Below are 26,984 nucleotides of genomic sequence, written 5' to 3' on the forward strand. Positions count from 1 at the left end.
CGCCTCGTCGATCCGAACGCGAGCGTGGCCTCGCTGCTCAAGGCGGATCTGGAGGCCGGCCTGCAAGCCTGCATGACGGCCACTACGCAGTATCCGAGTGAGATGCGCTTCGTGCGGCAGCTACAGGCTGTCCAAGAGCAGCGAGTGGTGCAGAGGGCGCTCGGCTCGAACCAAGCCGAACTCTCGAGCACCTACCTGCTGCTCTACCCAGGTGGTCGCTTCATTGACGATGTTAAAGCTCATGTCGCCGCTCTCAACGCTGTGCCGGGAGGGAAGTCGACGCAGGAGCTCCCTGTGAAAGTGCCCGAGCCGCCTCCCCCGGCGCCGTCTATTGTTCCGCAAGCTGATGTTGGTCGCGTCCTTCAAACTGAACTGAAGCGCGTCGGCTGCGATCCTGATACGGTCGATGGTACGTGGGGCCCGGCTTCCGTACGAGCTATGAAAACTTACAATCGTATTTCGCATACAGCGTTGGAGATATCGAAGCCGACTTTAGAGGCCCTTGAGATAATACGTTCCAAACGAGACCGAGTATGTCCAATTGAATGTAAAACCTTGGAACGGTTGGTCGGGAACAAGTGTATTTTGATAACATGCAATTCAGGAAATAGGCTGAATAAATTTGGAAAATGCGTACCTATACCCGTTGTCCAACACATAAGCATAAACCATTCTATTCCCAGAAATCAAGCACAAGAACACATCAAAAAATCTCTATCTAGACCGCGCTCAAAAACTTATGCAGAAGTGCCGAGAGCTAACCTTAGAAGTAATACTGGTCCGGCGACTATGCCAGATTTGCGATGCTTAACTTCTAGCTTGGGTGGGTCTCAGACGTGCAATTGAATATTTCTCTTGCTAAGACTGCAATGTTTACGAATTATGGCTTTCCCATTTCCTGCAAAAAACTTCTTTTCCCGGTTTCAACGCTATTAATTTTGCGTTTCATAATATCGACAGCGTCTGCTGCTGGTCTGCAAGGCAACACTATCAAGGCCAGCTTCATTTCATCAGCCGAGATCTGTGTTATTCGGAGCAACGAATGTAAAGAAATTTCTATTCCCGGGGTTGTCACGGTTTATCTCGGGGCTAGAGGTAATGTTTTTATATACCAAGCTCGGGATAGAGGTTTGGTGTTATCTTTGGGACGTTTTGAGGACGACAAACAAGGTCATCTTGCTAAGTGGCAGACCGCAGGAAACGGAGCAACTTGGCAAGTGAAAACCGATCAATTAATACTTTCGATTTTGTTTTCTCGGCGCGGCTCAGGCTGCTCAATTTCCAACTCTTGGAGGAGTTTGAATTCAGGACTCAAAATAAAAGATAGAGGAATTAGAGTATCGTACTGTAGCGTTACTGAGGGTAACACAAACGACTAGTAGTCATGTAACCGGCGCATTAACAGAGGGCGTGCTACTGAGCAGCCTCAAAGGAGATTTGAAAAAAGCGTTGATCGGCAGGATCAACGCCACCAGCGAACCGAAGCCTTCTCGTCTTGTATTCTCTATGCAGGTTGGGTCGTGCAGCTACGCTTCGGCTCGGTGTTCACGCAGTGCGAACAGTTGGAGCCGGTACCGGGCGGCTTGCGACGGGTTAGCGGGTGGCGCGTTGCCGGGTGCCTCGTACCGCGTCGGCGGCGCGCCGGCCGCTCAGTCCTTCCCGGAACTGCATCAGCGTGACTAGCGCGAGGCGCCAGGGCGCGTAGGCTGGCTCACTCAGCTTCGGGTAGAGGTCGACGAAATCGGCATCGGCGAACAGGACGCCGAGCCGGTCGCGCAGGAGCATGTAGGGGGTGCCGCGCCGGAAAGCGGCCTGCGCGATCCGAGCGGTGTCCGCAGGGACAGGGGGCAGTGGTTGCGAACGGAGCGACATGGGCGACCTCCGGACTGGAAACCTTCTCAACGTCCCACAGGCCGGCCACGCTCACTTCGCCAACGGTGTCCTACCCTTATACGAACGGAGCCGTTATCTGGTAGCTACCAGCTATCGTTCGGTGATGCCGCTCTGCTCTAGCAAAACGACAGCGCGTTCGAAGGCCTCGCCGAGCCCCCAGCCATTTGTGTCTGCGACGCGGGTGAACGCCTCGATTGTCTCTGGTTTCAGTTTGAGGTTCAGTTGGGCCGTGCGACCTGTCCGGCGACGGCGTTGCTGCCGAGGCGTCACCGGCGCCTGCTCGACCCTAGCGGGTTCCCGGCTGCGGAAGCCGGTCGCTTCCGCAACTCGCCTCGTCACCTCGGGCGCAGGCTTGCTATCTCGGGGCTTTGGCTTGGCCCAGGAGGACGGATCAATGTCGTCGAGCTCGTCGCCGAAGCCGAGAGAAGCGCGTTCCTTGCCGGCCATCACGCTGCAGTCCTCGCGCTGGCCGCCTTCAGCTTCGAGACCACCTCCCCTGCGAACTCGCGGGCGTTCTGGATAGCTTTTTCGAGGTTGCTCGTCTGCGCTGCGGCTAGGCCCGATAGTGTTCCGCCGAAATCGAACAGGTCCTTGAAGGCAGCTCGTTCCACGACCGCAGTTTCGAACATTTCGATGCCGCCTGCTTGCAATTGCTCCTGCACGTTGCGCAGGGCGCGGGAGGTGACGGCCGCGCCGGTACGAGTAAGTAAGACCGCATGGGCGATCCGCCGCCGCGACAGCTTCTCAGAGTTGCGAATGAGTCGGATCGTCTTTGCCGCCCCTTTGGCATCCATGCTTGACCCCTGTGTGGGGATGACCACCAAATCGGCCATACCGATCGTATTGGCTACCAACAAGCTAGCCGTACCTTCTAAGTCTACGATGACGAAGGCCGCGTCGCGCTCGGCGCTATCGATAGCGTCCACGATGCTTTCTTCTGTCACGTCGCTGATGATCGTGACGTTCTCTGGCTTCCCAGGAAGTTTTGCCCACTGGCTGATCCAACGCTCCGGGTCAGCGTCGATTATAGTGACGGAAGCACCCTTCACGGCCAGCTCGGTCGCCAGCAGCAGCGCACTCGTCGATTTGCCCGAACCGCCCTTCGGGTTAGCAAAGGCTATGACAGGCATGGTTCCTCCCGTTTCGGACGCCGCACTCACCGCGTCACGCACAACTTAACAGCTAGCTAACAGATATCGATTGGTAGCATCTAGCAAACTGGTATCTATTAGATAGCTGTCGCCGAGTCCATTGTAGTTAGCAGTTACCAGATAGCTAACTAGTAGCTGCAGGTCGTGCGGCCCTCACTCGATGCGCAAGAGGCGATGGGCGCCCTATCGGGACCCCGGAGTTTCCGGAGGCTGCGGAAATGAGGGCGATGATGCGATCGCCTACAAGCCTATCCCGCAAGGAGGGTGCTCGCGACCTGTAGTAGCGCCGCGACGCCAGCGCAGAGGGTAGCCCACGCGCTTATCCGCGATTGATGCTCCATCACGGTCTCACGCGGCGGACGCGTGAGGGAACCGTCCCGGTTGACGAGTGTGACGGTCTGCGGCGGAAGCTTAATCGCGGCCGACCGGAACCACAGCCCGGCAGCAGCTATGGCGAATAGACCGAGCCGACCCCAGCAACGCCGGCCCACGTCATCGCGCTGAGGAAGCCAATCCTGTCCCTACCGTTGACTTAGCCGTGTGACCCAGCCGACATGCCATGTCCGGCTGGCGCACACCTCATGCGAGTCGCCGGCACCACTAGGAGCACCGACCGCCGCAGTAGGACCCTGAAAAGCCAACGGGCCCCCCGTCGCCAAACGAGGAGCCCGTCGAAATCAAAAGCGGCTGTGAGGCCGGGTTGCACCCCTCACAAGCCACGAAGCGCCCTCGGGCGTCAAGTCGGGACCTCAGTTCCGACAACGATACCGGCTTGTCTTGAACGGAGCGCACAGCCTGCGCCGCCGATCGTCCCCCTGTGGCCCTGTGGAAAAGGGCCGAGACACGTGTTCGCAGACGAAATCCGGCGCGCCATTGCGGCAGCCGACCGAATCACCCTGCCGTCCGTGACGGCGCTGCTGTGGCGCGCTTTCGGAGAAGGAAAGGTCTCGGAAGCCGAGGCCGAGGCGCTGTCTGGGCTGATCGAGGCCCGCACGGACGCACCGGCCTTCTTGCGACGGATGCCGCACGTCGCGCGCGCGACATCTGAGACGACGGAGGCCCATACCGAGCGGCCTACCCCTCAGGACCCCCGGAGCAGCGCCAGGAGGCCCAGCGTCGGCTCCCGCCCGCGCACGGAGGCCTCGATGGAGCGCCGTCGCCGCTGGGCCGCCTCGGGGCGGCTTCCGCCGGGGCTCGCGGCCCGGTTCACGCTGGCCGAGCAGGCGGTTCTCTCTCTGGTGGCTGCCGAGACCGTACGACGGAAGGACTGTCGGCTGTCCGTGCCGAACCTCGCCGCCGTCGTCGGCGTGGCTGAGACCACTGTGCGTAACGCGATCCGGGAAGCCCGGAAACTCGGCCTGCTGACCGTCGAGGAGCGACAGATCACCGGCTTCCGCAACGACACGAACATCGTGCGCATCGTCTCAGCCGAGTGGACGGCTTGGCTGCGGCTGGCACGGACCCAAGACCCGCTATCCAAACTTGGATCGTCCGCTCCCGCCGCCGCCGCTCAGGGGGGAGGGTGCAAATCCGCGAACCGCACGCCTACTGAAGTTCTCATCCTGTCAGAATCGGGGAAAACGGAACCGAAGAAAAGCTGCCGAGGGGCAGCGGGCGACCTCGACCGACGCGACCGTTCAGGAATCCGCGCGGGTGGTGGCGCGGGCCGAGCTATGAGGTGAGGGCATGCCGTCGGACGACAAACCGAACGCGCCGATGACGCCGCGGGAATATGTCGGGCTGATCGTGCTGCCGACACTGCACGAAGCGCTCAACGCTCGCGATGACAGACGCCGGGCCTATCTCGCATGCCTTGTGGTCTCCCACGTCGCCGATTCTCTTGGACTGGCCGAGGCTACGCGCGATCCCGGATTCGCAGCGCTACAGGGGCGACCACGGAAGCGTGCCGCTGATGCCGCGACAGATGTGGTCCAGGCCGAGGTCAAGCGCCGGTGCGGGGAGATCTGGACGGTAGTGCACGGCTTCGCCAACGGGACCAAACACCCGGCCCGGCTGCCGCTCCTGCCGGGGACAGAGGAGTCGGTGCCCGCGTTCGCCTTTGATACTCCCGGCGCCGGGTTCGGCGAGGGCCGGTGGGATGCCCCTGGTCTTGCTGTCCACGTAGATGACGAGGTGCTGTTCCTCGATGCCTGCGCCCAGCAGGTCCTCGCCTCGTTCGTGTGTGCCTACCCAGTGCACCTCGGCGGAATCGCCCTGTCATCGTTCATGGATCCTGGACTGCCGATCCTCGGCCTGGCCGTGGAGACGATGTGGCTCGCCGCGATCGAGGCATGGGCCGCCGACAAGCCCGAGATCGCCGAGGTGTGGCTGTTCGGCAGCCGAGCGAAGGGTACCGCGCACCCGGGCAGCGACGTGGATCTCGGCCTTGCGCTGGTGCCAGGGGCGCCGGGTCACGACTGGCCGCTCGGCAATTGGCTATCGCTCGGCACCGTGTGGCGCGATGAGATGCGGTCAATTCTGGGATGTCACGTGAGCCTTGAGGCGTTCAGCCGGCCGGGCGAGGAGCAGAGCGACGAGGAGGCCGCGGCACGTGCACCCGCAATCCTGCTGTGGACGAGGCCGCCGCCGACCTCGTCCAATCCGGTATCCTTGTCGACGCGGTAACCATGCCGGTTCTACCAGCCGCGTCCCTGAGGCTTCGAGGCAGGGGCTGGCATGGGAAACGACGTGGCCGCGATCCCGCTGACCCTGGCGGCTGAAAACGCCGAGCTGCACGAGCAACTGGCCGCAGCGCAGGAGATGCTCGTGGAGACAGCCATCGACGCCGGCCATCTGCACGCTCGGATCCAAGATCTTCAAACCGAACGCGACGCTTGGCGGACCGAGGCTGAATGCTTCGGGAAGCGACGGTTGCGCGTGAGCGCCCGCTGATACCGTTCTGAACGCGTCTCCCGAACGAGACGGGGCCCGGATCACTCCGAGCCCAGCCACCCCGTCGCGCGGGACACGCCTTCGTCCCCGGCGCCGAGGACGGCGGATCCAATAGCGCGCACCGATTCGCGCGAAGGGGCGCCGCGCGAGCGGATTACCGAGCTCGAAAGCCACCCTGGGCGCTACTTCCGGGCCGCCGCACGGCCAAAAATGCAGCTCTACAGCTGCACCACCGCCCGATTTCGCCCGAACGCCATCTTTCTTCGGCTCCGCGCCACACGGCGAAATCCGGAGTGGCACCCTGAAGGGTCCGCCCGCGTCGGGCGCGATCTCCTTCAGGAGCCGACCGTCACCATGTCCACGTCACCAATCTCCAGGGCGGACCTGCTGTCCGCCGTCGCCCACATCCAGCCCCTGACCTCGGACGCCCCGAGCAAGCTGGCGTTCACCGACTACGCCAAGGCCGTCACGGCCTACAGCGCGGTCGAGAGCGCCTACGTGCCGGTCGGCCAGACCGACACCCGCCTGCGCGACGAGCTGCGCCCCCTGCTCGCCGCCGCGCCGGTGAAGCCGGTGGCGGACATCTTCCGCGGGGCCGTCGAGCGCCACGCCGAGGGCGTCCTGGGCAGCGACCCCGCCGCACTCCCGTGGGCGTACCTCGAAGCCATGGTGCCGGTGGATGCCGTCGCCAGTGGCCTCGGCACCCTCCACGCGCGGTGGCTCCGGACCGTCGCCTACAGTGCCCTCGTGGTCTACGGGCGTCCCGGCGCGGCCCTGCCGCGGTCTCCGGCCGGCCTCACGATCGACGTGGGGTTCGTGCCCGGCACCGCACCGCGGACCCGCTTCGTCGACGAGGGCGACGAGGAAGGGGCCAGCGTGCCCGTCACGGCGTACGCGCGCCCCTGATCGGCGCCGTGCGGTCGACATCATCAGGGCCGCGGGGCAGGTGCTCCGCGGCGGGGGCGCCGGGGTATCCCCGGCGTCTTCCTGGCGCTCTCCACCTCGGCGACGCGCCGGATATGGGCTGCAATCACGGCCGCCCGGGCGGCGAGATCCGCGAGCATCTGGACCCTGGCCCGAACCCGCCTCTCCAGCGGCACCAGCGCCCGCGCGAGGACGCGGCGGCGAGCCTGGGCGGGAAGGATAGTCGGGGCTTCGCCCCGCGCCCGGCGGGTCTCGATGCGCATCAGGCCGAGCCGAAAGACGTCCTCGGCCGCCCGCCTGGCGACGTGCGCCCGCTCCATCAGGTCGAGGGCCGTCTCGCTCGCCGGCCGTCGGGAGAAGGTGGCCGCGGCATGGCTCCAGAGATCGGTCGGCCGGACCGGGCGCGCATCGCCGAGGGGCCGCCGGCCGGCCACGGCGCGGCGTTCGGCGCTTTCCCCGAGCACGACCCACGAACGGGACCGGTGGCGCGAGGCGGCGACGTAGAACCGGGCGGCATCCATGCCCTCCGACCCGCGCGGCAGAGCCAGGATGCACTCCTCGGCGGTCGCACCCTGGGCGCTGTCCACGGTCAGACAGTCGCCCTGCCCGATCAGGATCTTGCCCGTCTCGCGGTCGCGGAGCGCTGTCCATGGGACGAGTGCCTCCCTGCCGGAGGTGGCGCGCAGGACGAGGCCGGCGCGCTCGACGCCCCGCACGGTCAGGAGCGAGCCGTTCACGCCGATCGCACCCCGGCCAGCGCCGCGGCCGTAGGTCCGGCGGAAGAGGCGGATCTTATCGCCCAGCGCCACCGGCAGCTCGAACACGGCACCGGCCTGATCCACCGCGTCGAGGCACGCCACCTCGGGACCACGCGTCCCCTCGGCCTGCCGGCGGCGGCGCATCGCCTCGGCCACGGCGCGCGCATCCGCTTGCGTGGGGGCGACCATGAGCACCCGGTCCTCGCCGACGGCCTGGACGCGCTCCCACCAAAGCCCTGCCGCGGCGGTGGCGGCGTCGGCCCGGGTGCCGGGTGCGAGACGGGCGCGGCCTTCCTCGCGCAGCGTGTCGACGACGTCGGCGGCCCGGCCGGCCCGCGCGAGACCCGCGAGCGCGCGCTCCTGCGTCGCCCGCTGGCGCACCGTGGTCGACACTTCGGCAACGGCCCCGTCCAGCGCGCGCGTGAGCAGGCCGATGACGCCGCCTGCCTCGACGCTCCGGCCCTGGAGCGGGTCGCCGATCGCGACGAGCTGGCAGCCCGACGCTTCCCGCATCTCCAGCAGCGCCACGGCATCCCTGGCCGACGCGAGCGACACCTCGTCGAGCAACAGCACGTCCTCGGGGCCGAGCTGCAGCGCGCCGCTCCGGACACGAGCGAGAAGCGCGGCGACCGCGAGGCACTGCTCCTGCGGAATCCCGGCCTCGGCGAGGGCCTGCGCCTGCCGCCACGCGATGGCGGTGCCGTGGACGCGTCGGCCGCGCGCGGTCCAGGCGGACACCAGCGGCCGCAGCAGCGTGGTCTTGCCTGCCCCGGCGCTCCCCACGAGGACCTGCACCCGCCCGCCCGTGCCGATCGTCCTCATGGCCGCAGCCTGGGACGCGCCGTGCGTACCCGTAAAAACGAGGCCCGACGCTGTGGCGGCCGCCTCGACTTCCTCGACGGTGAGGGCGCCCGAGCGGTCGGCCGCGGCCGACCGCGCCAGGTCGACGAGGCGGGTCTCGCGCGCGACATGCGCGGCCGTGGTCAGGCGGTTCTCGGGCCGGCCCCGCTGTCCTCGCACTTCCCGCACGATCACGGATACATGTGCGCCGGCATCTTGGATGCCGCCCGCCACCAAGGCCGCGGCCACGTCGTCGATCTCGGAGGCATCCTCGACGCCGGAGGCCACCAACCCGCGCGCCGCCGCGATCCGGGCCGCGCTCCCGTCGAGAACCGCGTCTTCGAGGAAGTCACGTTCAAGGAAGGGGGCTGCGGCGGCGCGGGCAATGGCCAGCCGTTCGCCCCTGGGCTGGAGCGGAATCGGCCTGTCCAGATTGGACACCCCGGCCGGATGCCAACCGAGCGCCGCGGCCTCTCGGTGCCAACTCTCGACGTCGGCCACGTCATCGACCTTCGGCGCTTTCGGGTTTCCCTGGACGCCGGCCTTGAGCAAACCGATCCGGCGCCGCGCGTCGAGGGCATCCCAGCTGAGACCCTGCGCGGCCGCGTAGGCACGGGCGGCCGCTTCACCCTGCGAGGTGCGGCGCGAAAAGGCGGCGCGGACCGCTTCCGGAACGGCTCGCACCCGAGCGGCGCCGGTGTCCGGATCGAGGTCGACGGCGACCCCGAGGCGACGCAGGCCGGTGGCGATGTTCGCTTGGTAGAGGGCGCCCCACTCGTGCAGCCGGCCCCGCAGCTCGGCGAGGTCGGGCGCGCCGACATGGCCCGAGGGCGTCAGCACCACGGCCGGGACGCAGACGTGGGTGTGAACCTGCGGCGTGCCGGCGGCGCGCACGACGGCGAGGTGGCTGTAGGCCTCGCCCGTGGACGCATCTCGGTCCGGGATCTCGACCGTGGGCCGGCTGGTCCAATGGTCGAAGGTGAGCCACGCGAGGCGCCCGGCTTCTGTGCCGCCTCGCCCGCCCTTGCCACGCCGGGCCCGTCCGAGCACCGCCCCGATAGCCCGCATGGTCTCGGCGACCGCCTCGCGGTGTACCGCATGGAGTGCCGCGCGCTCGGCCGCCGTCGGTGCCATCAAGGTCGCGATGCTCACGCTCTTATCGGCGCTGAAGCAGAGATCCATGTAGCCCACGGCGGTGCGAGAGGCCGTCACGGTGTCCCGGTACGCGGTCGGCCGAAGAGGAGCGCCATCTGCCCGGCGACCCTGGGCGAGCGCATCCAGGACCTCGCCCGCCGCCGTGGTCTCGGTTGCTCCGAACAGCCGCAGGGTGCGGGCGCGCAGGGTCCCGACGCGCCCCGCCGGCAAGGGGTCACCCGTCATCGCGTGCCGGCCGGCGAACACGTGCTCGACTTCTGCCACGTTCGGCAACCGGTCGGCAGGGAGGCCGGTCTCCTCGGCCAGCGAGAGTATCGCCGGCCGTGCGGTCCGGCCTGGGATCGGGGTGCCGTCAGCGCGGTGGCCGGCCAGCAGGTGAGCGATGCCGTCGGCGTCCGGCGGCTGGCGCGGATCTATGCCGAGCAGCCGGGCGAGTCCCGGATCCAGGTCCTCGCGAACACGGGGAACGGTCACCGTGAAGGCCTCCGACGGCATCGTCGAGGCGCCAGGCGTGCAGGCGTAATAGGCAGCCAGCTGCGCCATTTCGGGCGGGAGCGTCGGTTCCATGAGGTGCGCCGTCATGGCCCGTGCGCCGCTCAGGCCGCCCGCGGATCCGACCCTGTACGTGAGCACGTCGGCCACTCCTCAGGCTGCCCGCGCGGTGCCGAGCGTCGCCGCCACGGCCGCGGGGATGGCGTCGAGGCCGGCACGCATGCCGGCGAGCGTCTCGCCCTGCTCATCCAGGCTGTCGGCGATCCGGCCGAGCGCCTCTGCCAGCCCGTCGCCGCCGCCTTCCTCGCCGAGGTCGGTCACGGCCGAGAGGAGCGCCTGCAGCAGGGCCGTGTGCGCTTCCTGACCGGCGACGAGCTGCGCCATGCACGCGGTCAGCGCACCGACCTCGCGACGCACGTCTGCGATGTCCTCCCGCAGCCCCCCGAGGGTCTCGCGCTCCGTCACCGTGAAGACCTCCGAGGGCCGGTCTCGGCGTCCGCGCCGACCGACGATTCGGATTGTACCACCCGCGTGGAGCGGCCCACCCGAGCTCTTCGGGTGCCTTGGTCTGTAGGGGCTGAAACCCGGCTTACGTGCCCCGGTCGTCCCCGGATGCGGCACCGCATCGGCACCCATGCCGTCCCTCTCCTCCAGCGGGAGAGGGTGCTCTGATGCTCCGCCGAGACAAAGGAATCGCCGCGGCTTTCGCGCGGGCCCGAGCCGGGGACCGGAGGCTCGCGCCATGGATGACGCGCCACCACGACGACCTAGTGCGCGAGATCGGGACCGGCCGCGTGGAGTGGGCCGCGCCCCTCACTGCCTTCGCCGACCTCGGCCTGACGGACGAGCACGGCCGTCCCCTGACCCGAGACACCGCGTCCAGGACCTGGAAGCGCGTGCGCGAGGCCGTGGCCGCCGCTCGGCAGGCTGAAGTCCGCGCCCGCCCGGCGCCCGGAGAGCTGGTCCCCGGTGTTCGCCTGGTCGCGCCCGCACCAGCACCCATGCCGGTCCGCACCGCGCCTCCACCCGCACCTGCCGCCGCGCGCGTCTCGCCGATCGCAGGGACGCCGGCCGGCGCTGTCAAGGCGACCGAACACATCGCGGCCGTCCTCGCGGCGATGGGCGCCTCCCGCGTCCCGCTGCCGTCCCTGCCTTCCCGCCACCCGCGGCCGGCGCCGCTCCGCCCGGCCCCCGACAAGGACCCGACGTCATGACGAAGGCCAAGACCACCGCCCGCCTCAACGAAGCTCTCGCCGTGCTGTCGCCAGACGTCGAGATCCGCCCGAAGCTCTTCCTGCTGCTCGGCCGAGGGAGCCGCGGGAAAACGTTGCTCGCCCGCTGGGTGATCGACCGCGCCGCGAACGCCGGCCGGACGGTGATCCCCGCCGACGGCGATAGGACGAACCGCACACTGGCCCGTTTCTTCTCTTGGGCCGTCAGTCCAGCATCCGCGGACGATGCCGACGTGCGGTCGTGGGTCGCCGGCCTCGTGGAGACGCTACTCGCCGGAGGGCACGACACGCTGCTCGACCTGGGCGGCGGCGATCTCATCCTGAAGGGTTTGGCCCGGGAGATGGATCTCCTGGCTTGGCTCACGAGTGCGGGCATCGACGTGGTGGTGGTGCACCTCCTCGGACCCAGCATCGACGACGCCGTATACGTGCAGGATGCCGAGGCGGAGTGTCAGCTGGCCAGCCCGGCGACGATCCTGGTGCTGAACGAGGGCACCGTGCCGCCCGGAAGGTCGGCGCACGCGGCCTTCTCCGAGACTGTGCAGACGCAGCCGGTTTTCGCCGCCGCGATCAGCCGGGGTGCGCGTCTCGTCTCAATGCCTCGCCTCGAACCCGCGCCCGAACTGGAAGAGGGTGGCCTGCCCTTCTTCCTGGCCGCGCAGGGTCTCGCGCCGGCCGGTGCTCGCCCGCTCGGCCCGTGGAAGGCACAACAGGTCGCAATCTGGCTGCGCCGGATGGAGGCCAACTTCGCCGCGGTCGCGGAGTGGCTGCCGTGATCCGGGGTGCCGCACCGGTTCCGCAGCGGGCCCCGGGAAGGGCCCGAACAGCGACCTCGGGCGACGCGTTGCGCGAGGCGGCGCGTGCGTCCGGGCTCCAGCCCGGTGACCCTCTATGCCCCCTCACAGAGGGTCTGGCCGTGCATGCCGATCACCTCGACGAGCGCCACGATGCGCTCGTGGCGGCGAGCGCGGCGACGGTCGAAGAGCTGCGCACCCTCCTCGCCGAAGGACGCGAGACCGCTGAGGCTCAAGCCGACTGGTTCCGTGCCGAATGCCAAGCCACCGAGACCGAGACCGTCGCCGGCATGTCTAGCGCGATCGCCAAAGCCTCGGCGCATGCCTTCGACGAGCGGGTGCGGGCCATGGACCGGCGCACCGCCGTCCTGGTGGCGCTGGGCCTCGCGGCCGCCCTGGTCGCGGGCGCGACCGGCGGTTGGTGGACGGGCGTAACGACGACACGCGCGGCGATTGGCGAGACCGAGGTGGGCCTGCGGGCCGCATTTCGGGATGGCCCCGAGAGCGCCAGGGTGTGGCTGGAGCTGATGAGCTGGAACGACGTGCGAGCGGCCGTCGTGCGATGCCGAGACGCTGGCAGGATCCGCGAGGAGGCCGGGCGCAAATCGTGCCCGCTCCTACTCTGGGTCTCGCCGCCGGTCGCCGCGCCCGAAGGGGCTTCAAGGCTGTAGCCTTGGAACGCCGGTCACGGTACACAGTTAACCGAACTGGTGCGGATTTTCACACCATAGGCGCTTAAAGTGCAGATATAGACAAAAGTGGGGCTACCGTGGCGCGTGCAAATATCGATCAGGCTGTCGAGGACCTGCACAGGCTGTACAGCACCACCTTCGGTGGCAAGAGCGTAGGGCGCTTTACCGTAACGCGAGACCAGCTTGCAGGGCTCATGCGGGTGAAGGTGGCCCACGACAAGACGATTGGGCTCCTCCGGGAGGCTGCGCTCAACGACGCTGATCTGGTTCTCGGGCAGTGCGCTGGCGGGCTCTACGGTGTCGTCGGAGCTCGCAAGGCAGCGCGGTGGCGGAAGGTGCCGCGTGCGACCCTTGCCGCTCTGGTGGGCGCCCCTCCTGATAGCCAGGAGGAGCCGGCCGACGACGAGGCCGAGGACGGCGAGGAGTAGCCGCTCATCCCGGCAAACGCCGGTGCACCGCCGCACAACGGCGGGAACGAAACCCTTGCGTAATGCTTTTTTTGATATAGGTTCTGGCCATGGCTTGGCAGGTTGAGATCCTCAACGAGGCTGTCATGGCCGAGCTTGATGCGTGGCCTGCGAAGGTACGCGCTTCCTTGGACAAGATCGTGGAGCGGATCGAGACCCTTGGTCTTGAGCGACTTCACGAACCGCACGTCAAACATCTCCAGGACAAGCTCTGGGAGATGCGACCGAGCGCAGGCGGTGATGACGGCCGCGCTCTGTACGTGACGGTCACCGGGAAGCGGGTCGTGATCGTGGGCGCGTTCATGAAGAAGACCAGGAAGACCCCGAAACGGTGGTTGGATCTGGCCACAGAGAGAGCGAGAGGAGTGCTGTGATGGCGATCCCTTTCAAGACCGTCCGCGACCGTTGGAATGCTGATCCGGAGTACCGGGCTGCGCACGCCGAGGTCTCGCCCGAGATGGAGCTCGCTTTCGCCATGGCTGAGGCGCGTCATCGCGCCAACCTGTCCCAGGCTGAAGTCGCGCGCCGCATCGGCACCTCTCAGGCGATGGTCGCACGCTGGGAGAATGGAAAGGTCGCGCCCACGACCACATCGCTGCGCCGCTATGCCGAGGCGACGGGTGCGCTCCTGCGCATCCAACTCGGCGGCGAGCGTGTGCGCGAGGAGTGCCTCGCGTAACTCTGGGCGGGCTCTCCCTTCCGCAGTCGGCAATACCACCCCGGCACGGTGGGGATCATGAACCCAGAACTGAACACGCTGCTACGCAATGCGCTCACATGCAGCGTGTTCGTGGATCCATCGGATCCGGGGCTCACGAACGCCGAGATGTTCGAAATCGGCCGCCAGGCCGGATTTCGGGATGGTGAGATCGGGGACACCATCCCGCATGTCCCGAAAGGGCTTGTTCAAGGTCGCGGTCGTTTCATCCCGTCGCATCACGACTTGGCATTCTCCGAGATCCATGAGGCTGCCGATCCGCCTCTGCTCAACACGGACGCCGCCGACTTCGTGATCGTAGCACTGAACGAGCGTGTCAGAAACGACGGAATCCGGTCCGCTCGCCTCGATAGAGGTGCCGTGGTGGAGCGCGCCGTAGCTGAAGGACACGACCGCGCGACCCTCGAGGGCGCGATCACCTGTCTCGTGCTGGGCCAGATGATCAACCAAACGGACAACGTCCTCGTCCCACGGCATCAGAACGGACTGATGCAGCTCTTTCGAGATCAGCAAAGGCCGGCTCCGTTCCGACCGAACGCAGTGCGTCCACGCGCGCTCGCCCTCGTGCGTGATGTCGTTGCCCGGCGCACGGACGGCCGGCCGCGACACGCCGAGCCGCTTGACGCGTTCGGGGAGGCTCTCGAGCAAATCGGCTTTCGGCAGTTCCGGACATGGTGGCGCCAAACGGTCACAGAGCTGCGCGGGAGCGATCCCAATGCTGCGCCGGTGTCCTGCGCGCTCCTCTCGGCAGCCCTTGTCGAGGGTGCCCTCACCTTTGCGGCTCGCCATTCTCGCGACCATCAGCTCGGCGCGTTTCAGTCCAACGATTTCGATGGTGAACCGCGGAACTGGAGGGCCGAGAGATTGATAGAAAGCGCCTCCAGAGGCGGGGCTGCCGCGATCCTGACGCCCCAGCTGCGAGCGCGTGCCGAACACCTCAATCGGACCCGTCAGCGAGTGCACGTCGGCCGCCTCCTCAGCGAGAACCCTGGCGGCGTGCCTGACCTACGGCCGGAGGAAGGTCGGGACGCGAAGGCGACGGCCGAGCAAGTGGTGCGCGCGGTGCTGGACTGGCTCGAACGAGTTTCGGCCGCCTGAAACGGACGGGGTGACGGTGACGCTGCGCAGGATCCTTGAGGCGCCGATCGCCGACCTTACCTTCACGGACATTGAGACGCTGATACGCGAAGAGGCGGAGGAGGGGCCGCGCCTCGAACTCAAGCGTGGGCTGCCCGCTAATGACCGCCAGGTCGACCCTTGGATGACAGGCGGTGGGCGTATCGGAAATCCAGCCCGCGATGGGCTCGCCAAAGAGGTCGTGGCGCTAGCCAACGCCTACGGAGGTGCTGTCGTCGTCGGTGTCGATGAGACAGATGACCATCCAAAGCGCGCCCGCGGCCCAGACCCGGTGGTAGTTCCCCGGGTCGTCGAACTCGCGGAACGGATGCAGCAGACCCTCGATAGCCTCATCGACCCACCGCTCGCTGTGCTGGAGGTGCGCGGTATCGAGCGACCTGGCGGCGATGGGGAGGGTGTCCTCATCATCCGTACCGGGTCTTCGACGCGCGCGCCGCATGGTCACGGCCGACCGCCTCTCGCCTACATGCGGCGCGGATCGCGCTCGGAGCCCATGACGATGCGCGATCTGCAGAGTGTCCTCTTCGAGACCCGTACTCGTGGAGAGCGGGTCGCTGCGCTGCTCGCAGAGCGCCGAGCTGCACTGACCAGCATGGTGGCGAGGGGGGCGGCTCGGCTGACCCTCTCAACAGGACAGCCGGTTCGGGCTGATCAGGTCGCCCTCTACTTCCGCTGTACCCTCATTGCGACAGAGGATCTGCAACTGCGAACCGACGACCTCACTCGGCAAGCAGGGATGATCCGACCTCGTCCGGGCGGAGCTCCGCCGGCCTTCGGCGGGGGGATCTTTCACATGGGGTGGCACCCAAGGCTGCACGGTGTCGAGACCATCGACAGCAGCCAGCGACACTTCTCCCGGTGGTTCTTCGGAGACCATGGCATCGTCGACGTCTACGGCCTCCTCATGTGCGATACCTATCGCCAACACACAGACGCTTTTCCCCCGAGCCTCTTCCCGCCTGTTGCTCTGCAGGTGCTAGCTCTTGGCGAGAGGCTGCGCCGTTTTGCAAGCCGGCCTGAGGTAGAACTCGTCCTGGAATGCGAGTTCATTTTCCCTGGGACGGCGACCGCGGTCGCCGGCGATGGCCGACCCTTCGATGACGGGGTCCAGATCACCGAACCTGAAGCTCGGATTGGACCTTTCTCCCTCGGCAATCTCGAAGACTGGCGCACCGTTTTCGCGGAGGTTGAACGTGGGATCTGGAACGCCTGCGGGATGCGGGTAGCTGGTCATCTCGACTTCCCGCTGGAGCAGTGGTTGGCCGAGATGGGCGCCGCGTGAAGGGTTGATGTCGTGCCTGGGGAGGCGAAGCGTTCTAGGAGTAGGGCTGAGGTTTTGGCATCTGGCCAGCGGTGCATCTATTGCGCCGAGCCAGCTACCACGATTGAGCACATGCCGCCGCGCTCAATGTTCCAAGGGAAGCGTCGGCCGAGCGGGATGGAATTTCCGTGCTGCGCAAATTGCAACAACGGCACGAGCGCTGCCGATTTGGTGGCAGGCTTTCTCGCTCGGATCAGTCCCGAGGATGTGGCGCCAGATTGGAAAATGCTGGAATCGTATGCGCGAATAGATATTCTTGAGAAAAAGGCGCCCGGCGTCATCGCTGAATTATTTAATCCCAGTAAAATAACTGAAGAGTGGGTACCAAATTCCATCGGGATACTGCGCAAAAAATACCTGATGAAGATGGATGGGCCTTTAGTTCAGGCGTACCTCGATATTTTTGCAGCTAAATTCGGAATGGCTCTGTATCGCGAGCACTGCAAAACTCCAATTCCGGTGGAGGGGGGTGTGCAGAGTGCATTCTTTCTAAATGCAGGGTTGAGCCAAAAGACAGCCGATAAGATCCTTGCTGATTTACCTGACGGCAATACTCTTATCCAAGGCGAGCGCAACTCGGTGCACGAGCAATTCTTCTACAGATATAACACTGATAATCGTAGTATTGTTGGTGCTCTCGCAGGGTTTCATGACGGTTTATATGTGCTCACCATTGCCTTTTCCAATTATGAGGCTGGAGTCAAAGTTCTTCGACCACCGCAGTTCCGCCTCGTCCGACCCGGACAACTCGCGACTATGATGCCAAAGCCACCCACTTCCAGCTCGATCATCCTCCCGCGTCGGCGATGAACTCTCCAAATTAAGCTGCCTGAATGATTGAGCTATGCAGGATCCCGCATGGTTCGTGAGCATCAAGGACGAATGTATACGCTCCGATGGCTGCGATAAATGGAGGTCGTCGCACCTATGACTATCCATCCTCGCGAGTTTCTGGCCGAGTACGTTCTACCGGTGGTCGAAATGTACGGGAGGAACCGCCTGCTCGAGCATTTGGCTGGTGCATGGGTAAACGAAGGCGGCGGCAGATCCGCTACGGTTGGGGACAGCCATACGGCCAAGGTGGATTGGGAACCAGGGCTTAAGGCGCCTGCGCGGACTGTCCGTTTTCGTACACGGACCGATGATCCCGATGCCTCTGCTGCCGCCCAACCACATCCCGCTGCCCGTCGCGGCGGTCTACATCGTCGCGAGCGTCCTCCAGGACGCGCACACCGCAGGACCGCGGGCCGACGATCCCTCGCCGTTCTCGGCGGCCCGACTGTTCGTGACACGGCGGGCACCGGATGGGGCGCGGGCCGCTCCTCCTCCGCCGCGCATCCTGCCGGGGGCCCGGCCACCCGCGGCAACGGTGCCGCCGGGGTCGACGCCGCAATACTTCATGGTCTGCACTGGCCTGCGCGTCACCGAAGGGTCCGAGCCGGGGGATCTGGGCGTAGTGATCAGTTTCAGGGACGCTGACGGACAGACGTTCTACACCTCAAACAAGGAGGGGGCCTCCAGCTCGGTCGCTGGGCTGGACTTCTTCCTCCGGCCTCCCGCCGTCGATTGCCTGTCTAATCCGCGCCTGCGCGACGGGCTGAACAGCGTCGGCCTGATCTCGTTGGGCGGGCCTCCCCCAGAAGACTTGGTTGTGTCCGCCGCCTCGTTCGAAAGGCGCGCGGTCACCCGATACCGGCAGGCCCTGGCGCTCGGGCTGCTGCAGGCGGTCGTCATCGACAAGGACGGGTGCAAGACGCCGATCCCGGCCGCGTTCTGGCCCCGCGACGAGGCCGAAGCGTACTTCTCGGATCAGCGGCCGCTCAGCGTCGAGATCGAGGGTCGTCCGGTCAGGGGGCACGTCTTCGTCGACGTGGCCCGGCTCGGGGCCGAGTGGCGCCGGGCCTTCCGTCAGATCCCCGCCTCGGCCCTGATGGCCGAGGCGGTGTTCGATCCGCTGGGATACGTCCGGGTCGACGAGGATCGACCCAGCCTCGGCGTGCTCCCGGACTTCATGGATTTCGTCGGGCGCGATCTTGGCATCGTCGACGGCCGGGGCCCCGATGGTCTACCCATCCAAGTCAAGACTCTGAAACCGCTACTCGAATGGTGGTGGGACCACCACCCGGCCACGGTCGACATACCGATGAAGCCCGGCTTCATCGAGGCCATGCTGACGCTCCTGCGGCATCACGACGATCAGAGCGGCGGCAATCGTCCGAACTGGAGCAAGCTGAACACGGCCAAGTTCGACGCTTGGGAAGCCGAGGAGAGACGGCGCGGTAGAACCTGACCGACCAACTCCGGGTTGGTCGCAACCCAGTAACGAATACAGCCCGCTGCTTTTCCCGTCTCATCACCCTGCGGATCGGCGCCACCCCGGCGACCGACCATACGGGGATGATGATGCGTACCGTGAAGACGCTCCCGCCCGGGGAGCTGCCGCTGGATCGGAAGGAGACGGCCCGCCGTCTCGGCGTGAGCCCGAGCTTCCTCGACAAGGCCCGAGCCAACGGCGAGGGGCCCGCTGTCTATAAGTTCGGCCGCCGCTGCGTGTACCGCGCCAAGGACGTCGAGGCCTACGCCGAGGCGCATCGTGTCGACCCGAGCGTTCCTTCGAGCGAGGGAGGCCGGGCGTGAGAAACACGAACCTCAACGCGTTCGTGACGCGTGACCATCTGATCGCCGCCAGCGGCAAGCACCAGGCGCGCGTCGAGCCGGTCTGGTCGGCCATCCGTGCTGGCTGCGGTCTTCTGCTGCTGGAGCAGAATGGCCTGTGCTTCGACCCGCCGCCGATGGGCATGGGCGCCGTCATCGTCATCGAAGACGATACATGGGACGGGACCAGCGGGCCAGACGGCTTCGATGCTGTCTCGGTCCACCGCCTCATCTCCCGCGTCGATACGATCTCGATCCTCCCCCACGGTGCTGTCACCGAAGCCTTCGCGGCGGCCGCGACGGAAGCGATGCAGTGGGGCTGGTCGCTCGTCATCCAGACCCGACCGGAGCACGAGCTTGCTTGGCTGCTTGAGGTGGCCATGGCCGCCCCAAGGGTGCAGTTCATGCTCGACCCTCGGCGGCAATTCTGGAGGTCGGTCCGATGAGCCTTCGCTTCATCGCCGATCGTCTGGAGGGGGTCGTCGTCGGCGACCACGTGCGCGCACCGGGGCCAGGGCGGTCGGCGGACAGCCGCTCCCTGATGGTGCGGCTCGCCCCGCACCTCCGGAGCGGCATCCTGGTCTACGACTATGCGAGCGACGACCAGCGCGCGGCGTTCCTCTACGCCGCCAATAAGCTCGGCCTGTCCCCGCCCGAGACGCGCGCCGACCGTCGATCCTGGATGCCGTCGCAGCAGGATCTCGCGGCGGCGCAGGTCAAGCGGCGCAAGGCCGAGGTTGACGAGGCCGGGCGTAGCCGCCGCGCTCTGTCGATCTGGTACGACAGCCGCAGCCCGCATGGGACGCCGGTCGAGCGCTACCTGGTCGAGCAGCGCGGTCTGACACTGCCGCCCGAGGCCGCGGGCGCGAGCTTGCGGTTCCACGCGAGCTGCCCATTCAACGGGCAGCGTGTCCCGGCGATGGTGGCGCTGGTCCGCGACATCGCCACGGGCCGGCCCCTCGGCGTGCACCGGACGGCACTCGATCGTGACGGCCGCAAGGTCAAGGTCGGGGGTGTCGACCGCCTGAGCTGCGGGCCGATCCGGGGCGGTGCGATCCAGCTGACCCCCGCCGATGCCGTGGGCGACACCCTGGCCATCGGCGAGGGCATCGAGAGCGCGCTGTCGATCCGGCACCTGCCGGGCGTCCCGGTGCGGTCGATCTGGTCGCTGATCGCCGCCGGGGGGGTGAGGGCCTTCCCGGTGCTGCCGGGGCTGACCGGGCTGTGGCTCGCCGTCGACCACGACGAGGCAGGCCTGCGCGCCTCTAGCGCCTGCGCGGCGCGCTACCGCCAGGCCGGCGTCGGCGCCCATCTGGTCGTCCCGCACGAGCCTGGGACCGACCTCAACGACCTAATCAAGGGGGACAAGGATGCCTGAGGCTGTGATTGGCTACACGATCGAGCACATCCCGGGCGAGCGCCCTGATGATGCGCCGGTCGTACCCGATACCAAGGCGCCGGTGGATGCCTCCGGGCCGGAGGCGCTCGTCAACCTGGCCGAACCGGTGACGGTCTCGGAGGAGCCGATGATCGGGACCGAGGTACCACTGCCGGTGAAGCCGGCGGAGGCCGCCGTCGACGCACCCACCATCCGGCTGCGCCAGGGTCGACCGGATCTCGCCGCCGACGCCGCCGCCCGGGCCCTGGTCGCCGCCCAGGTCCCGGTCTACCGCCGCGGCGACCGGCTCGTGCGCCCGAGCATGGAGGTCGTCGCCGCCGCCGACGATGCGACCACCGTGACGGCTAAGTTCCGGGACGTCTGCGCGCCGACGATGACCTACATCCTGGCGCGGCGGACCACCTTCGAGCGGTGGGACAAGCGTTCCGAGGAGTGGGTGCGGGTCGACCCGCCCGAGAAGGTCGCGGCGATGCTGATGGCGGGGGCCGGCGACTGGTCGCTGCCGACCGTGGCGGGGATCATCACCGCGCCGACCCTGCGCCCGGACGGCACGCTGCTGTCGCAGCCCGGCTACGACCCGCAGACCCGGCTCTACCTCGTCGAGGATCCGGCGTTGCAACTGCCGCCGATCCCCGAGGCCCCGACCCGGGACGAGGCGCGCGCGGCGCTCGACCTTATCCTGGATCTGCTGGTCGAGTTCCCATTCGTGGGACCCGAGGATCGGTCGGTGGCGATCTCCGGGATCCTGACGACGGTCGTGCGGCCCGCGCTGATGGCCTCACCCCTGCACGCCATCCCGGCCACGACTCCGGGCTCAGGCAAAAGTTATTTGGTCGACACCGCATCGGCCATCGCCATCGGGCGGCGCTGCCCGGTGATCGCGGCGGGCAGGACCGAGGAGGAGACGGAGAAGCGGCTCGGTGCCATGCTGCTCTCCGGCGTGCCGATCGTCTCGATCGACAACGTGAACGGCGAACTCGGCGGGGACGCGCTGTGCCAGATCACGGAGCGTCCGGTGGTGCGGGTGCGGGTGCTCGGCAAGAGCGAGACCGTGGAGATCGAGAGCCGGGCGAGCGTGTTCGCCACCGGCAACGGCCTGGTCCTCGTCGCCGACATGACCCGGCGCACCCTGCTCTGCCGGCTCGACGCCGGAGTGGAGCGTCCCGAGATCCGTGAGTTCCGGCACAAGCCGGTCGACCTGGTCCTGCAGGATCGCGGCAAGTACCTGGCTGCGGCGCTGACGATCCTGCGGGCCTACCAGGTCGCCGGTCGGCCCGGGCAGCTGCCGCGGCTGGCCTCGTACGAGCAATGGTCGGACGTGGTGCGCTCCTGCCTGGTCTGGCTCGGCGAGGCCGATCCGGTCGCGACCATGAACACGGCCCGCGAGGGGGACCCGGAGGCGCAGGCGATCCGTCAGCTGCACGCCCACTGGCGAGAGGTCCTGGTCCCGAGCGTCGGCTATACGAGCGCTCAGATCATCGCCCAGGCCAACATCCTCGCAGGTCCGATGGAGGAGGATACGTACCGCCACGAGGAATTCCGGGACCTGCTCGTGCGGCAAGCGGGCGAGGGCCGGACGATCTCGACCAAAAGGCTCGGCAAATGGCTGGCGAAGGTCTGCGGCCGGGTATTCGACGGCATGCGGCTCGAAGTGCAGCCCAATCCGAGCAGCGGCAACAAGTACAGCCTGCGGCGGGTCGACGGCGCCCCGCAGGCACCCGGGCCGGTTGTGCAGGGGGACGCCGAAGCCTACCGGCGGGCGTCGCAAGGGGTATGACGGGTGTGAGGGGTTCGCCGAGGACCCCTCGCCCGAACTTGCAGGGGCCATCGGAGGGTGCGGGGCGGGGGTCGCTGCGAGGCGTGCAAACGCCCGCATGGACGGACCGTGTTCCACCTCGGCGACGGCCGCTGGTGTGAACCGCACCGGGTTTTCCGGAGGCCGTTTGGTTTGGGTCAGGCGGCCAAGGCTTGGACCTTGGCCTGAGCATAGTAGCGCGCTTCCGCTTCGGCGGGAGGCACGTTGCCGATTGGTTCGAGCAGCCTGCGGTGGTTGAACCAATCGACCCATTCGAGCGTGGCGTATTCGACCGCCTCGAACGATCGCCACGGCCCGCGTCGATGGATCACCTCCGCCTTGAACAGGCCGATGATCGTCTCGGCCAGAGCATTGTCGTAGGAATCCCCGACGCTACCGACGGAGGGCTCGACGCCCGCCTCGGCGAGGCGCTCGGTGTAGCGTATGCTCACGTATTGCGACCCGCGGTCGGAATGGCAGACGAGGCCGCTGCCGGCGAAGGGGCGGCGTTCGTGCAGGGCCTGCTCCAGAGCATCGAGCACGAAGTCTGCCCGGGCCGAGCGCGACACACGCCAGCCGACAATCCGGCGGGCGAAGACGTCGATCACGAAGGCCGCGTAGACGAAGCCGCCCCAGGTGGCCACGTAGGTGAAATCCGCCACCCACAGCCGGTTCGGGCCCTCGGCCTTGAACTGCCGATTGACCCGATCGAGGGGGCAAGCTGCCGCCGGATCGGGAACGGTGGTGCGGACCCTGCGTCCCCGGACGACGCCGGCTAAGCCCAGCGTCCGCATCAGCCGCGCCACCGTACAGCGCGCCACCACGATCCCCTCGCGGGCGAGTTGCCGCCAGACCTTGCGCACGCCGTAGACTCGGAAGTTCGCCTCGTACACGCGCCGGATCTCGGCCGAGAGCACCGCGTCGCGCCTGGCGCGGGCCGGCAGCCTCTCGGGCTCGGAACGCCGCGCGGCATGGGCGTGGTACGTCGACGGGGCGATCGGCAGCACCCTGCAGATCGGCTCGACCCCGTAGAGCGACCGGTGATCGTCGATGAAGGCGATCATGTCCGCGACCGGCGGTCGAGCTCCGCCAAGGCAAAATAGGCGCTCGCCTTCCTCAGGATCTCGTTGGCCTGCCGGAGCTCGCGGTTCTCCCGCTCCAGCGCCTTGATCCGCTCGCGCTCGTCCGTGGTCGGCCCGGCCCGAACGCCTTTGTCGCGTTCAGCCTGGCGCACCCAGTTGCGCAGCGTCTCACCCGAGCAGCCAATCTTGGCGGCGATCGAGCGGATCGCTCCGTACTGCGTGTCGTGCTCGCCCTGGTGCTCCAGCACCATCCGCACCGCGCGCTCGCGGACCTCAGGGGAGAAGGGTCGGATATGCTTCGTCATGGCTCCAGTCTCTCAAGAGTTGGAGCCTCCGAAAATCCCGGCGCGGTTCAGTGGGACTTCGATGCCGGCACCTGGCGCGACGGGCGCGGTCGGGGCGTGCGCATCGCGGCCGGCACCGAGGACCTGCTCGGTCGTGCACGCAGGACGCGCGTCGTGCTGGCGACCGCCCACCGCGACCATGACACCAGCAACAACACGGGCACCAATCTGGCGGCCTTATGTCAGCGCTGCCACCTGATCCACGACCGTCCCGAGGGCGCTGGCTCACCCTGTTCCGGCGCAAGGCCCTCGGGGACTTGTTCCGGGGGCCCTACACTTAACCGGACGACCGGTCGCGCAATCGCTACGCCTCGGCTGGGGTCTCGGCCTTCCGGGGCCGACCCGCACGCTTCGGCTTCGCCGCGACCGCCTCGTCGGCCCGCGCCGTCTCCGGAGCCGACTTCCGGCGCTGCAGGCCGAGGCCCGCACTCCGGGCCAGCGCTGAGCGCGTTTCGGAGTAGCTGGTCGCCACCAGCGGGTAATCCTGCGGCAGGCCCCATTTCGCGCGATAGGCGTCCGGGGTCAGCCCCAGGCCGGTGAGGTGCCGCTTGAGCGTCTTGTACCGCTTGCCGTCCTCGAAGCTGATCAGCGCCTCTGGGGTGATCGACTTGCGGATCTGGGCCGGCGTCGTCTTCACGGACGGCGGGGCAGCTGGCCCCGCGGTGTCGCCGAGGCCGGCCAGGGCGGCGAGGGCGGCGTGCGTGGTCGCGATCAGCCGCGCCAGCTCGGTCGGGGGCACGGGGTTGTTCGCCACGTAGGCCGAGACCACCTCCGCCGTCAGTTCCGTGTAGTCGATGGCCGATGCATCGGCAGCGCTCGCGTTCTGATCCACATCACACCTGTTCATGAATATCGACGCGATGATCCTTCGAATTACAAGGCAACTCAAGAGTTTTCTGCAGAGCGATGTTCTAAAATATTGGTCGTAGCCTATCCTGGACTACCATCCCCATCTCGTCCGGTCGCCGACAGAGCGCGACGCCGGCAAGCGGTTTGGTGGGGTTTGAGGGGTTTGTCCGGGGCCGGTCGAGAAAACTGGCACGGCCTGGCTCCTGCGAGTTCGGGCTAAGGGCTGGTCGAAGACCCCTGAAACCCCCGATACCCGGCACGCCGGAAGCGGATCACGGCCGAGAGCTGCGGCCAATCGATGGGATAGAAGAAGCGGTGCTCCGGCCGGATCGGCATGGATGGGCCTAGGCGTCAGCCAGCGCGTCGCCGGTCGCCATTCCGCACGGCATGTCGCGGATCGGACGCGCGGCGATGAGAGCAGTGCGGCCACACGCATCGGACACGAGCTCAGCCCTTGGCCGCGGTGCTGCTGGCGCGGGCGCGCGGTAGATAATTGTACAGGGTGTCACGATTGACCCCCAGACGCTTGGCGATGTCGGCGACACTGATCGTGCCGGCCGCGAGTAGGGCCCGTGCGACGTCGAGGTCGGCCTCGGACAGCTTCCTGGGCCGGCCGCCCTTGCGGCCGCGGGCAAGCGCCGCCTTCAGCCCCTCCATGGTGCGCTCGCGGTTGAGGTCGAGGAAGTACTCGGCCATGGCCCCGTGCATCTGCAGGGCGAAGCGGCCGTGGGCGGTGGCGGAGTCGAACTGCTCGGTGAGCGAGCGGAAGTGCACATCCTTCACGCGCAAGCCGTCGATGGTGCGCATCATCTCGACGAGTGAGCGGCCGAGCCGGTCGAGCTTCCACACGACGAGCACATCTTCGGGGCGCAGGTAGGCGAGCGCCGCCTCGAACTCCGGACGCTTGGTCCCGGCTTTGCCGGACTTCTTCTCCTCGAACAGGCGCTCGCACCCGGCCTTGGTCAGCGCGTCGCGCTGCAGGTCGAGGTTCTGGTCGAGGGTCGAGACGCGGGCATATCCAACGAGCATGTCGGATAGTGCCAAAATAGCGTTTATCCGGCAATAGAAAAGCCGACACGTTTATCCGACAAAAAAGGGTGGGTGTTGAACGGCTCGCGACCGGCTCCCCGGCGACGTCGGGAAAACGATCAGATGTCCGACAAAGCCAAGCTATGTGTCTAATGCACGGCCACCTATCGAGCTGGATGCCGATTGAAGCAGCTCTCGCGTGATAGGGAAGTGTGAATTTGAACGACTGGTAGGGATGGGCTGCCGCCGGTGCACACCCAAGCGGCGCGTGCTCGGGCGCTCAGCCGACAGCAAGACGATGCGGGCGCGCTGGATATCCTTGGGCAGGCGCGTTTGATCCTCGGCGATCGCTATGAGCCCGGCCGTGTCGGCTGCAGCAGGAAGAACGCAAACGGTCTGAGCCATCGCACAGACTTGCACACCCCCTCGTAGATCAAATTTATATCTACTACGATACATACGGAATTAAATATCAAATTATTTCAAATCTATAAGTAACTAGCGGCATTTATTCCGCACAACATCATACGCAGGGCTGTGAATCCTCTCCATGCATCCCTCTCTTGCCATTATTACCCAGGGCCCAGTATCATCCGGGTGCATTCGCTTGGCATATTGGGCAAAACTTTCAAGTTTTATTTCCGGCTTTCGTTTTTTAACACTTTCTCGCTGGCGTTCTTGATTGATTTTTGTACGCAATCGAGCGTCCGCATTAGAATTTTTATCCTTTGGTCGGCATTTACCCGACTGATCCAAATTAAATCCGAGACCGCATGATATCTTGGCGCACTTGTTGTCTATAACTCGTTCTCCGCGGCCGCAAATTAAAGGGCAAACCTGGACGTTGACGCTTTTGATGAAGTCAACGGCCTCAATAGTTGGCTTCGAAGTATCGTAATTAGAGCGCCTGTAATGATTGAAGGCCGTCAAAGCTTGGACTGATGAAATACCCCACCGGCCACGAGGATCGATTGAATTGCAGCCCACCCGTTTGAGTTCCAATTGGAGCATCCGGCTAAGATCAGAAGCAGGTATCGCAGCATGTTCTGTAGTGTAAGGAGCCCTTTTTATCGGTTCGTCTGAGCCGCGTCTGGTCTCAGGTGATCCGCCCAGTGTGGCGATATGTGCCTTAACCTCGTATGTAAAGCGACCACTTGGATATATAAGAAGATAAGTACTCGATAATTCCGGCTGATTGGATGACAAGGCTCGCTGGGCCATCCTTTGTTCTTGTGCTGCTGCCAGCATTTGCGCGAACCGACTCACGTTGGGATACTGCGTAGTGGCCGTCATGCAGGCTTGCAGGCCGGCCTCCAGATCCGCCTTGAGCAGCGAGGCCACGCTCGCGTTCGGATCGACGAGGCG

Annotated in this window: 25 protein-coding genes, 4 pseudogenes and 1 other annotated feature; of the genes and pseudogenes, 19 read left to right on the forward strand and 10 right to left on the reverse strand. The window is 66.3% G+C overall.

Translation table 11 applies throughout. The features are described 5' to 3' along the window. Nucleotides 1-1,617: 1,617 nt before the first annotated feature. The 3 genes and pseudogenes from C4T42_RS29610 to C4T42_RS29620 all read right to left on the reverse strand — a co-directional run. A pseudogene (locus tag C4T42_RS29610) lies at nt 1,618-1,872 on the reverse strand (IS5/IS1182 family transposase); the annotation flags it as partial. Nucleotides 1,873-1,983: 111 nt separating this feature from the next. Then, complete coding sequence (locus tag C4T42_RS29615) at nt 1,984-2,340, reverse strand: stability/partitioning determinant (RefSeq protein WP_244603316.1); 357 nt, start codon at nt 2,338-2,340, stop codon at nt 1,984-1,986. Then, nucleotides 2,340-3,023: a ParA family protein gene (locus C4T42_RS29620; RefSeq protein ID WP_103986401.1), complete on the reverse strand. Its 684-nt coding sequence runs from the start codon at nt 3,021-3,023 to the stop codon at nt 2,340-2,342. The genes C4T42_RS29615 and C4T42_RS29620 overlap by 1 nt, the downstream gene beginning before the upstream one ends. A gap of 866 nt (nt 3,024-3,889) precedes the next feature. Between C4T42_RS29620 and C4T42_RS29625 the strand changes: the two genes are divergently transcribed. From C4T42_RS29625 to C4T42_RS29640, 4 genes are all read left to right on the forward strand, one after another. Then, on the forward strand, nt 3,890-4,726 hold the full coding sequence (locus tag C4T42_RS29625; RefSeq protein WP_103986402.1) for a helix-turn-helix domain-containing protein: 837 nt from the start codon (nt 3,890-3,892) through the stop codon (nt 4,724-4,726). A 4-nt stretch (nt 4,727-4,730) separates the two neighbouring features. Next, nucleotides 4,731-5,669, forward strand: a complete 939-nt coding sequence (locus C4T42_RS32245) for a nucleotidyltransferase domain-containing protein (RefSeq protein ID WP_210202157.1) — start codon at nt 4,731-4,733, stop codon at nt 5,667-5,669. 51 nt (nt 5,670-5,720) lie between these two features. Next, on the forward strand, nt 5,721-5,936 hold the full coding sequence (locus tag C4T42_RS29635; RefSeq protein WP_103986403.1) for a hypothetical protein: 216 nt from the start codon (nt 5,721-5,723) through the stop codon (nt 5,934-5,936). Nucleotides 5,937-6,290: 354 nt separating this feature from the next. Continuing rightward, on the forward strand, nt 6,291-6,842 hold the full coding sequence (locus tag C4T42_RS29640) for a hypothetical protein (protein WP_103986404.1): 552 nt from the start codon (nt 6,291-6,293) through the stop codon (nt 6,840-6,842). Nucleotides 6,843-6,865: 23 nt separating this feature from the next. Here C4T42_RS29640 and mobF read toward each other — a convergent pair whose 3' ends face one another. Both mobF and C4T42_RS29650 read right to left on the reverse strand, forming a co-directional pair. Continuing rightward, nucleotides 6,866-10,246 carry a MobF family relaxase gene (gene mobF, locus C4T42_RS29645; protein WP_103986405.1) on the reverse strand — a complete coding sequence of 1,127 codons (3,381 nt, stop codon included), beginning with the start codon at nt 10,244-10,246 and terminating at the stop codon, nt 6,866-6,868. 12 nt (nt 10,247-10,258) lie between these two features. Then, entirely contained in the window at nt 10,259-10,570 is a 312-nt protein-coding gene (locus C4T42_RS29650; protein WP_103986406.1) for a hypothetical protein, read from the reverse strand. A gap of 281 nt (nt 10,571-10,851) precedes the next feature. Here C4T42_RS29650 and C4T42_RS29655 point away from each other — a divergent pair, with 281 nt between their 5' ends. From C4T42_RS29655 to C4T42_RS29715, 14 genes are all read left to right on the forward strand, one after another. Then, nucleotides 10,852-11,319 (forward strand): hypothetical protein, encoded by a 468-nt coding sequence (locus tag C4T42_RS29655; RefSeq protein WP_146074074.1) that lies wholly within the window; start codon nt 10,852-10,854, stop codon nt 11,317-11,319. After that, nucleotides 11,316-12,113 carry a hypothetical protein gene (locus C4T42_RS29660; RefSeq protein ID WP_103986408.1) on the forward strand — a complete coding sequence of 266 codons (798 nt, stop codon included), beginning with the start codon at nt 11,316-11,318 and terminating at the stop codon, nt 12,111-12,113. Before C4T42_RS29655 ends, C4T42_RS29660 begins: the two co-directional genes overlap by 4 nt. A 140-nt stretch (nt 12,114-12,253) precedes the next feature. Then, a complete protein-coding gene (locus tag C4T42_RS29665; RefSeq protein WP_146074075.1) occupies nt 12,254-12,802 on the forward strand; it encodes a hypothetical protein in 549 nt (182 codons plus the stop codon). 98 nt (nt 12,803-12,900) lie between these two features. Further along, a complete protein-coding gene (locus tag C4T42_RS29670) occupies nt 12,901-13,251 on the forward strand; it encodes a hypothetical protein (protein WP_103986410.1) in 351 nt (116 codons plus the stop codon). 89 nt (nt 13,252-13,340) lie between these two features. After that, entirely contained in the window at nt 13,341-13,664 is a 324-nt protein-coding gene (locus C4T42_RS29675; protein WP_103986411.1) for a type II toxin-antitoxin system RelE/ParE family toxin, read from the forward strand. After that, entirely contained in the window at nt 13,664-13,969 is a 306-nt protein-coding gene (locus C4T42_RS29680; RefSeq protein ID WP_103986412.1) for a helix-turn-helix transcriptional regulator, read from the forward strand. Before C4T42_RS29675 ends, C4T42_RS29680 begins: the two co-directional genes overlap by 1 nt. Before the next feature lie 57 nt (nt 13,970-14,026). After that, nucleotides 14,027-15,106 carry a hypothetical protein gene (locus tag C4T42_RS29685; RefSeq protein WP_103986413.1) on the forward strand — a complete coding sequence of 360 codons (1,080 nt, stop codon included), beginning with the start codon at nt 14,027-14,029 and terminating at the stop codon, nt 15,104-15,106. A gap of 10 nt (nt 15,107-15,116) precedes the next feature. Further along, on the forward strand, nt 15,117-16,427 hold the full coding sequence (locus tag C4T42_RS29690) for an ATP-binding protein (RefSeq protein ID WP_244603317.1): 1,311 nt from the start codon (nt 15,117-15,119) through the stop codon (nt 16,425-16,427). Nucleotides 16,428-16,538: 111 nt separating this feature from the next. Further along, a complete protein-coding gene (locus C4T42_RS31705) occupies nt 16,539-17,276 on the forward strand; it encodes a hypothetical protein (RefSeq protein ID WP_146074076.1) in 738 nt (245 codons plus the stop codon). Between the two features lie 340 nt (nt 17,277-17,616). Then, nucleotides 17,617-18,756 carry a hypothetical protein gene (locus tag C4T42_RS29695; RefSeq protein WP_146074077.1) on the forward strand — a complete coding sequence of 380 codons (1,140 nt, stop codon included), beginning with the start codon at nt 17,617-17,619 and terminating at the stop codon, nt 18,754-18,756. 107 nt (nt 18,757-18,863) lie between these two features. Beyond that, nucleotides 18,864-19,103 (forward strand): helix-turn-helix domain-containing protein, encoded by a 240-nt coding sequence (locus C4T42_RS29700; RefSeq protein WP_103986415.1) that lies wholly within the window; start codon nt 18,864-18,866, stop codon nt 19,101-19,103. Then, a complete protein-coding gene (locus C4T42_RS29705) occupies nt 19,100-19,567 on the forward strand; it encodes a hypothetical protein (protein ID WP_103986416.1) in 468 nt (155 codons plus the stop codon). The genes C4T42_RS29700 and C4T42_RS29705 overlap by 4 nt, the downstream gene beginning before the upstream one ends. Then, nucleotides 19,564-20,499 carry a toprim domain-containing protein gene (locus C4T42_RS29710; RefSeq protein ID WP_103986417.1) on the forward strand — a complete coding sequence of 312 codons (936 nt, stop codon included), beginning with the start codon at nt 19,564-19,566 and terminating at the stop codon, nt 20,497-20,499. The genes C4T42_RS29705 and C4T42_RS29710 overlap by 4 nt, the downstream gene beginning before the upstream one ends. After that, on the forward strand, nt 20,492-22,297 hold the full coding sequence (locus tag C4T42_RS29715) for a hypothetical protein (protein ID WP_146074078.1): 1,806 nt from the start codon (nt 20,492-20,494) through the stop codon (nt 22,295-22,297). The genes C4T42_RS29710 and C4T42_RS29715 overlap by 8 nt, the downstream gene beginning before the upstream one ends. Nucleotides 22,298-22,473: 176 nt before the next feature. On the opposite strand, the gene C4T42_RS29720 is transcribed toward C4T42_RS29715, so the two are convergent. After that, a protein-coding gene (locus tag C4T42_RS29720) for an IS3 family transposase (protein ID WP_091928476.1) occupies nt 22,474-23,702 on the reverse strand; the annotation gives its coding sequence in 2 pieces (ribosomal slippage) (nt 22,474-23,414 and nt 23,414-23,702; 1,230 coding nt in all). Next, nucleotides 23,305-23,421 (reverse strand) — a sequence feature (AL1L pseudoknot). Its footprint overlaps the gene before it by 117 nt. Nucleotides 23,703-23,753: 51 nt before the next feature. On the opposite strand from C4T42_RS29720, the pseudogene C4T42_RS32610 reads away from it, so the two are divergent. Continuing rightward, nucleotides 23,754-24,022, forward strand: a pseudogene (locus tag C4T42_RS32610) (hypothetical protein); the annotation flags it as partial. 23 nt (nt 24,023-24,045) lie between these two features. Here the strand turns inward: C4T42_RS32610 and C4T42_RS29730 are convergent. The 4 genes and pseudogenes from C4T42_RS29730 to C4T42_RS31710 all read right to left on the reverse strand — a co-directional run. Continuing rightward, nucleotides 24,046-24,573: a MucR family transcriptional regulator gene (locus C4T42_RS29730; RefSeq protein WP_280177409.1), complete on the reverse strand. Its 528-nt coding sequence runs from the start codon at nt 24,571-24,573 to the stop codon at nt 24,046-24,048. A 464-nt stretch (nt 24,574-25,037) separates the two neighbouring features. After that, nucleotides 25,038-25,619, reverse strand: coding sequence for a recombinase family protein (locus C4T42_RS29735; protein ID WP_103986420.1), 582 nt, complete (start codon nt 25,617-25,619; stop codon nt 25,038-25,040). A 276-nt stretch (nt 25,620-25,895) separates the two neighbouring features. Beyond that, a pseudogene (locus C4T42_RS32615) lies at nt 25,896-26,024 on the reverse strand (IS630 family transposase); the annotation flags it as partial. Nucleotides 26,025-26,117: 93 nt separating this feature from the next. Next, nucleotides 26,118-26,984 (reverse strand): annotated as a pseudogene (locus tag C4T42_RS31710) (hypothetical protein); the annotation flags it as partial.

The organism is Methylobacterium sp. 190mf (assembly GCF_900107945.1).
Classification (GTDB): domain Bacteria; phylum Pseudomonadota; class Alphaproteobacteria; order Rhizobiales; family Beijerinckiaceae; genus Methylobacterium.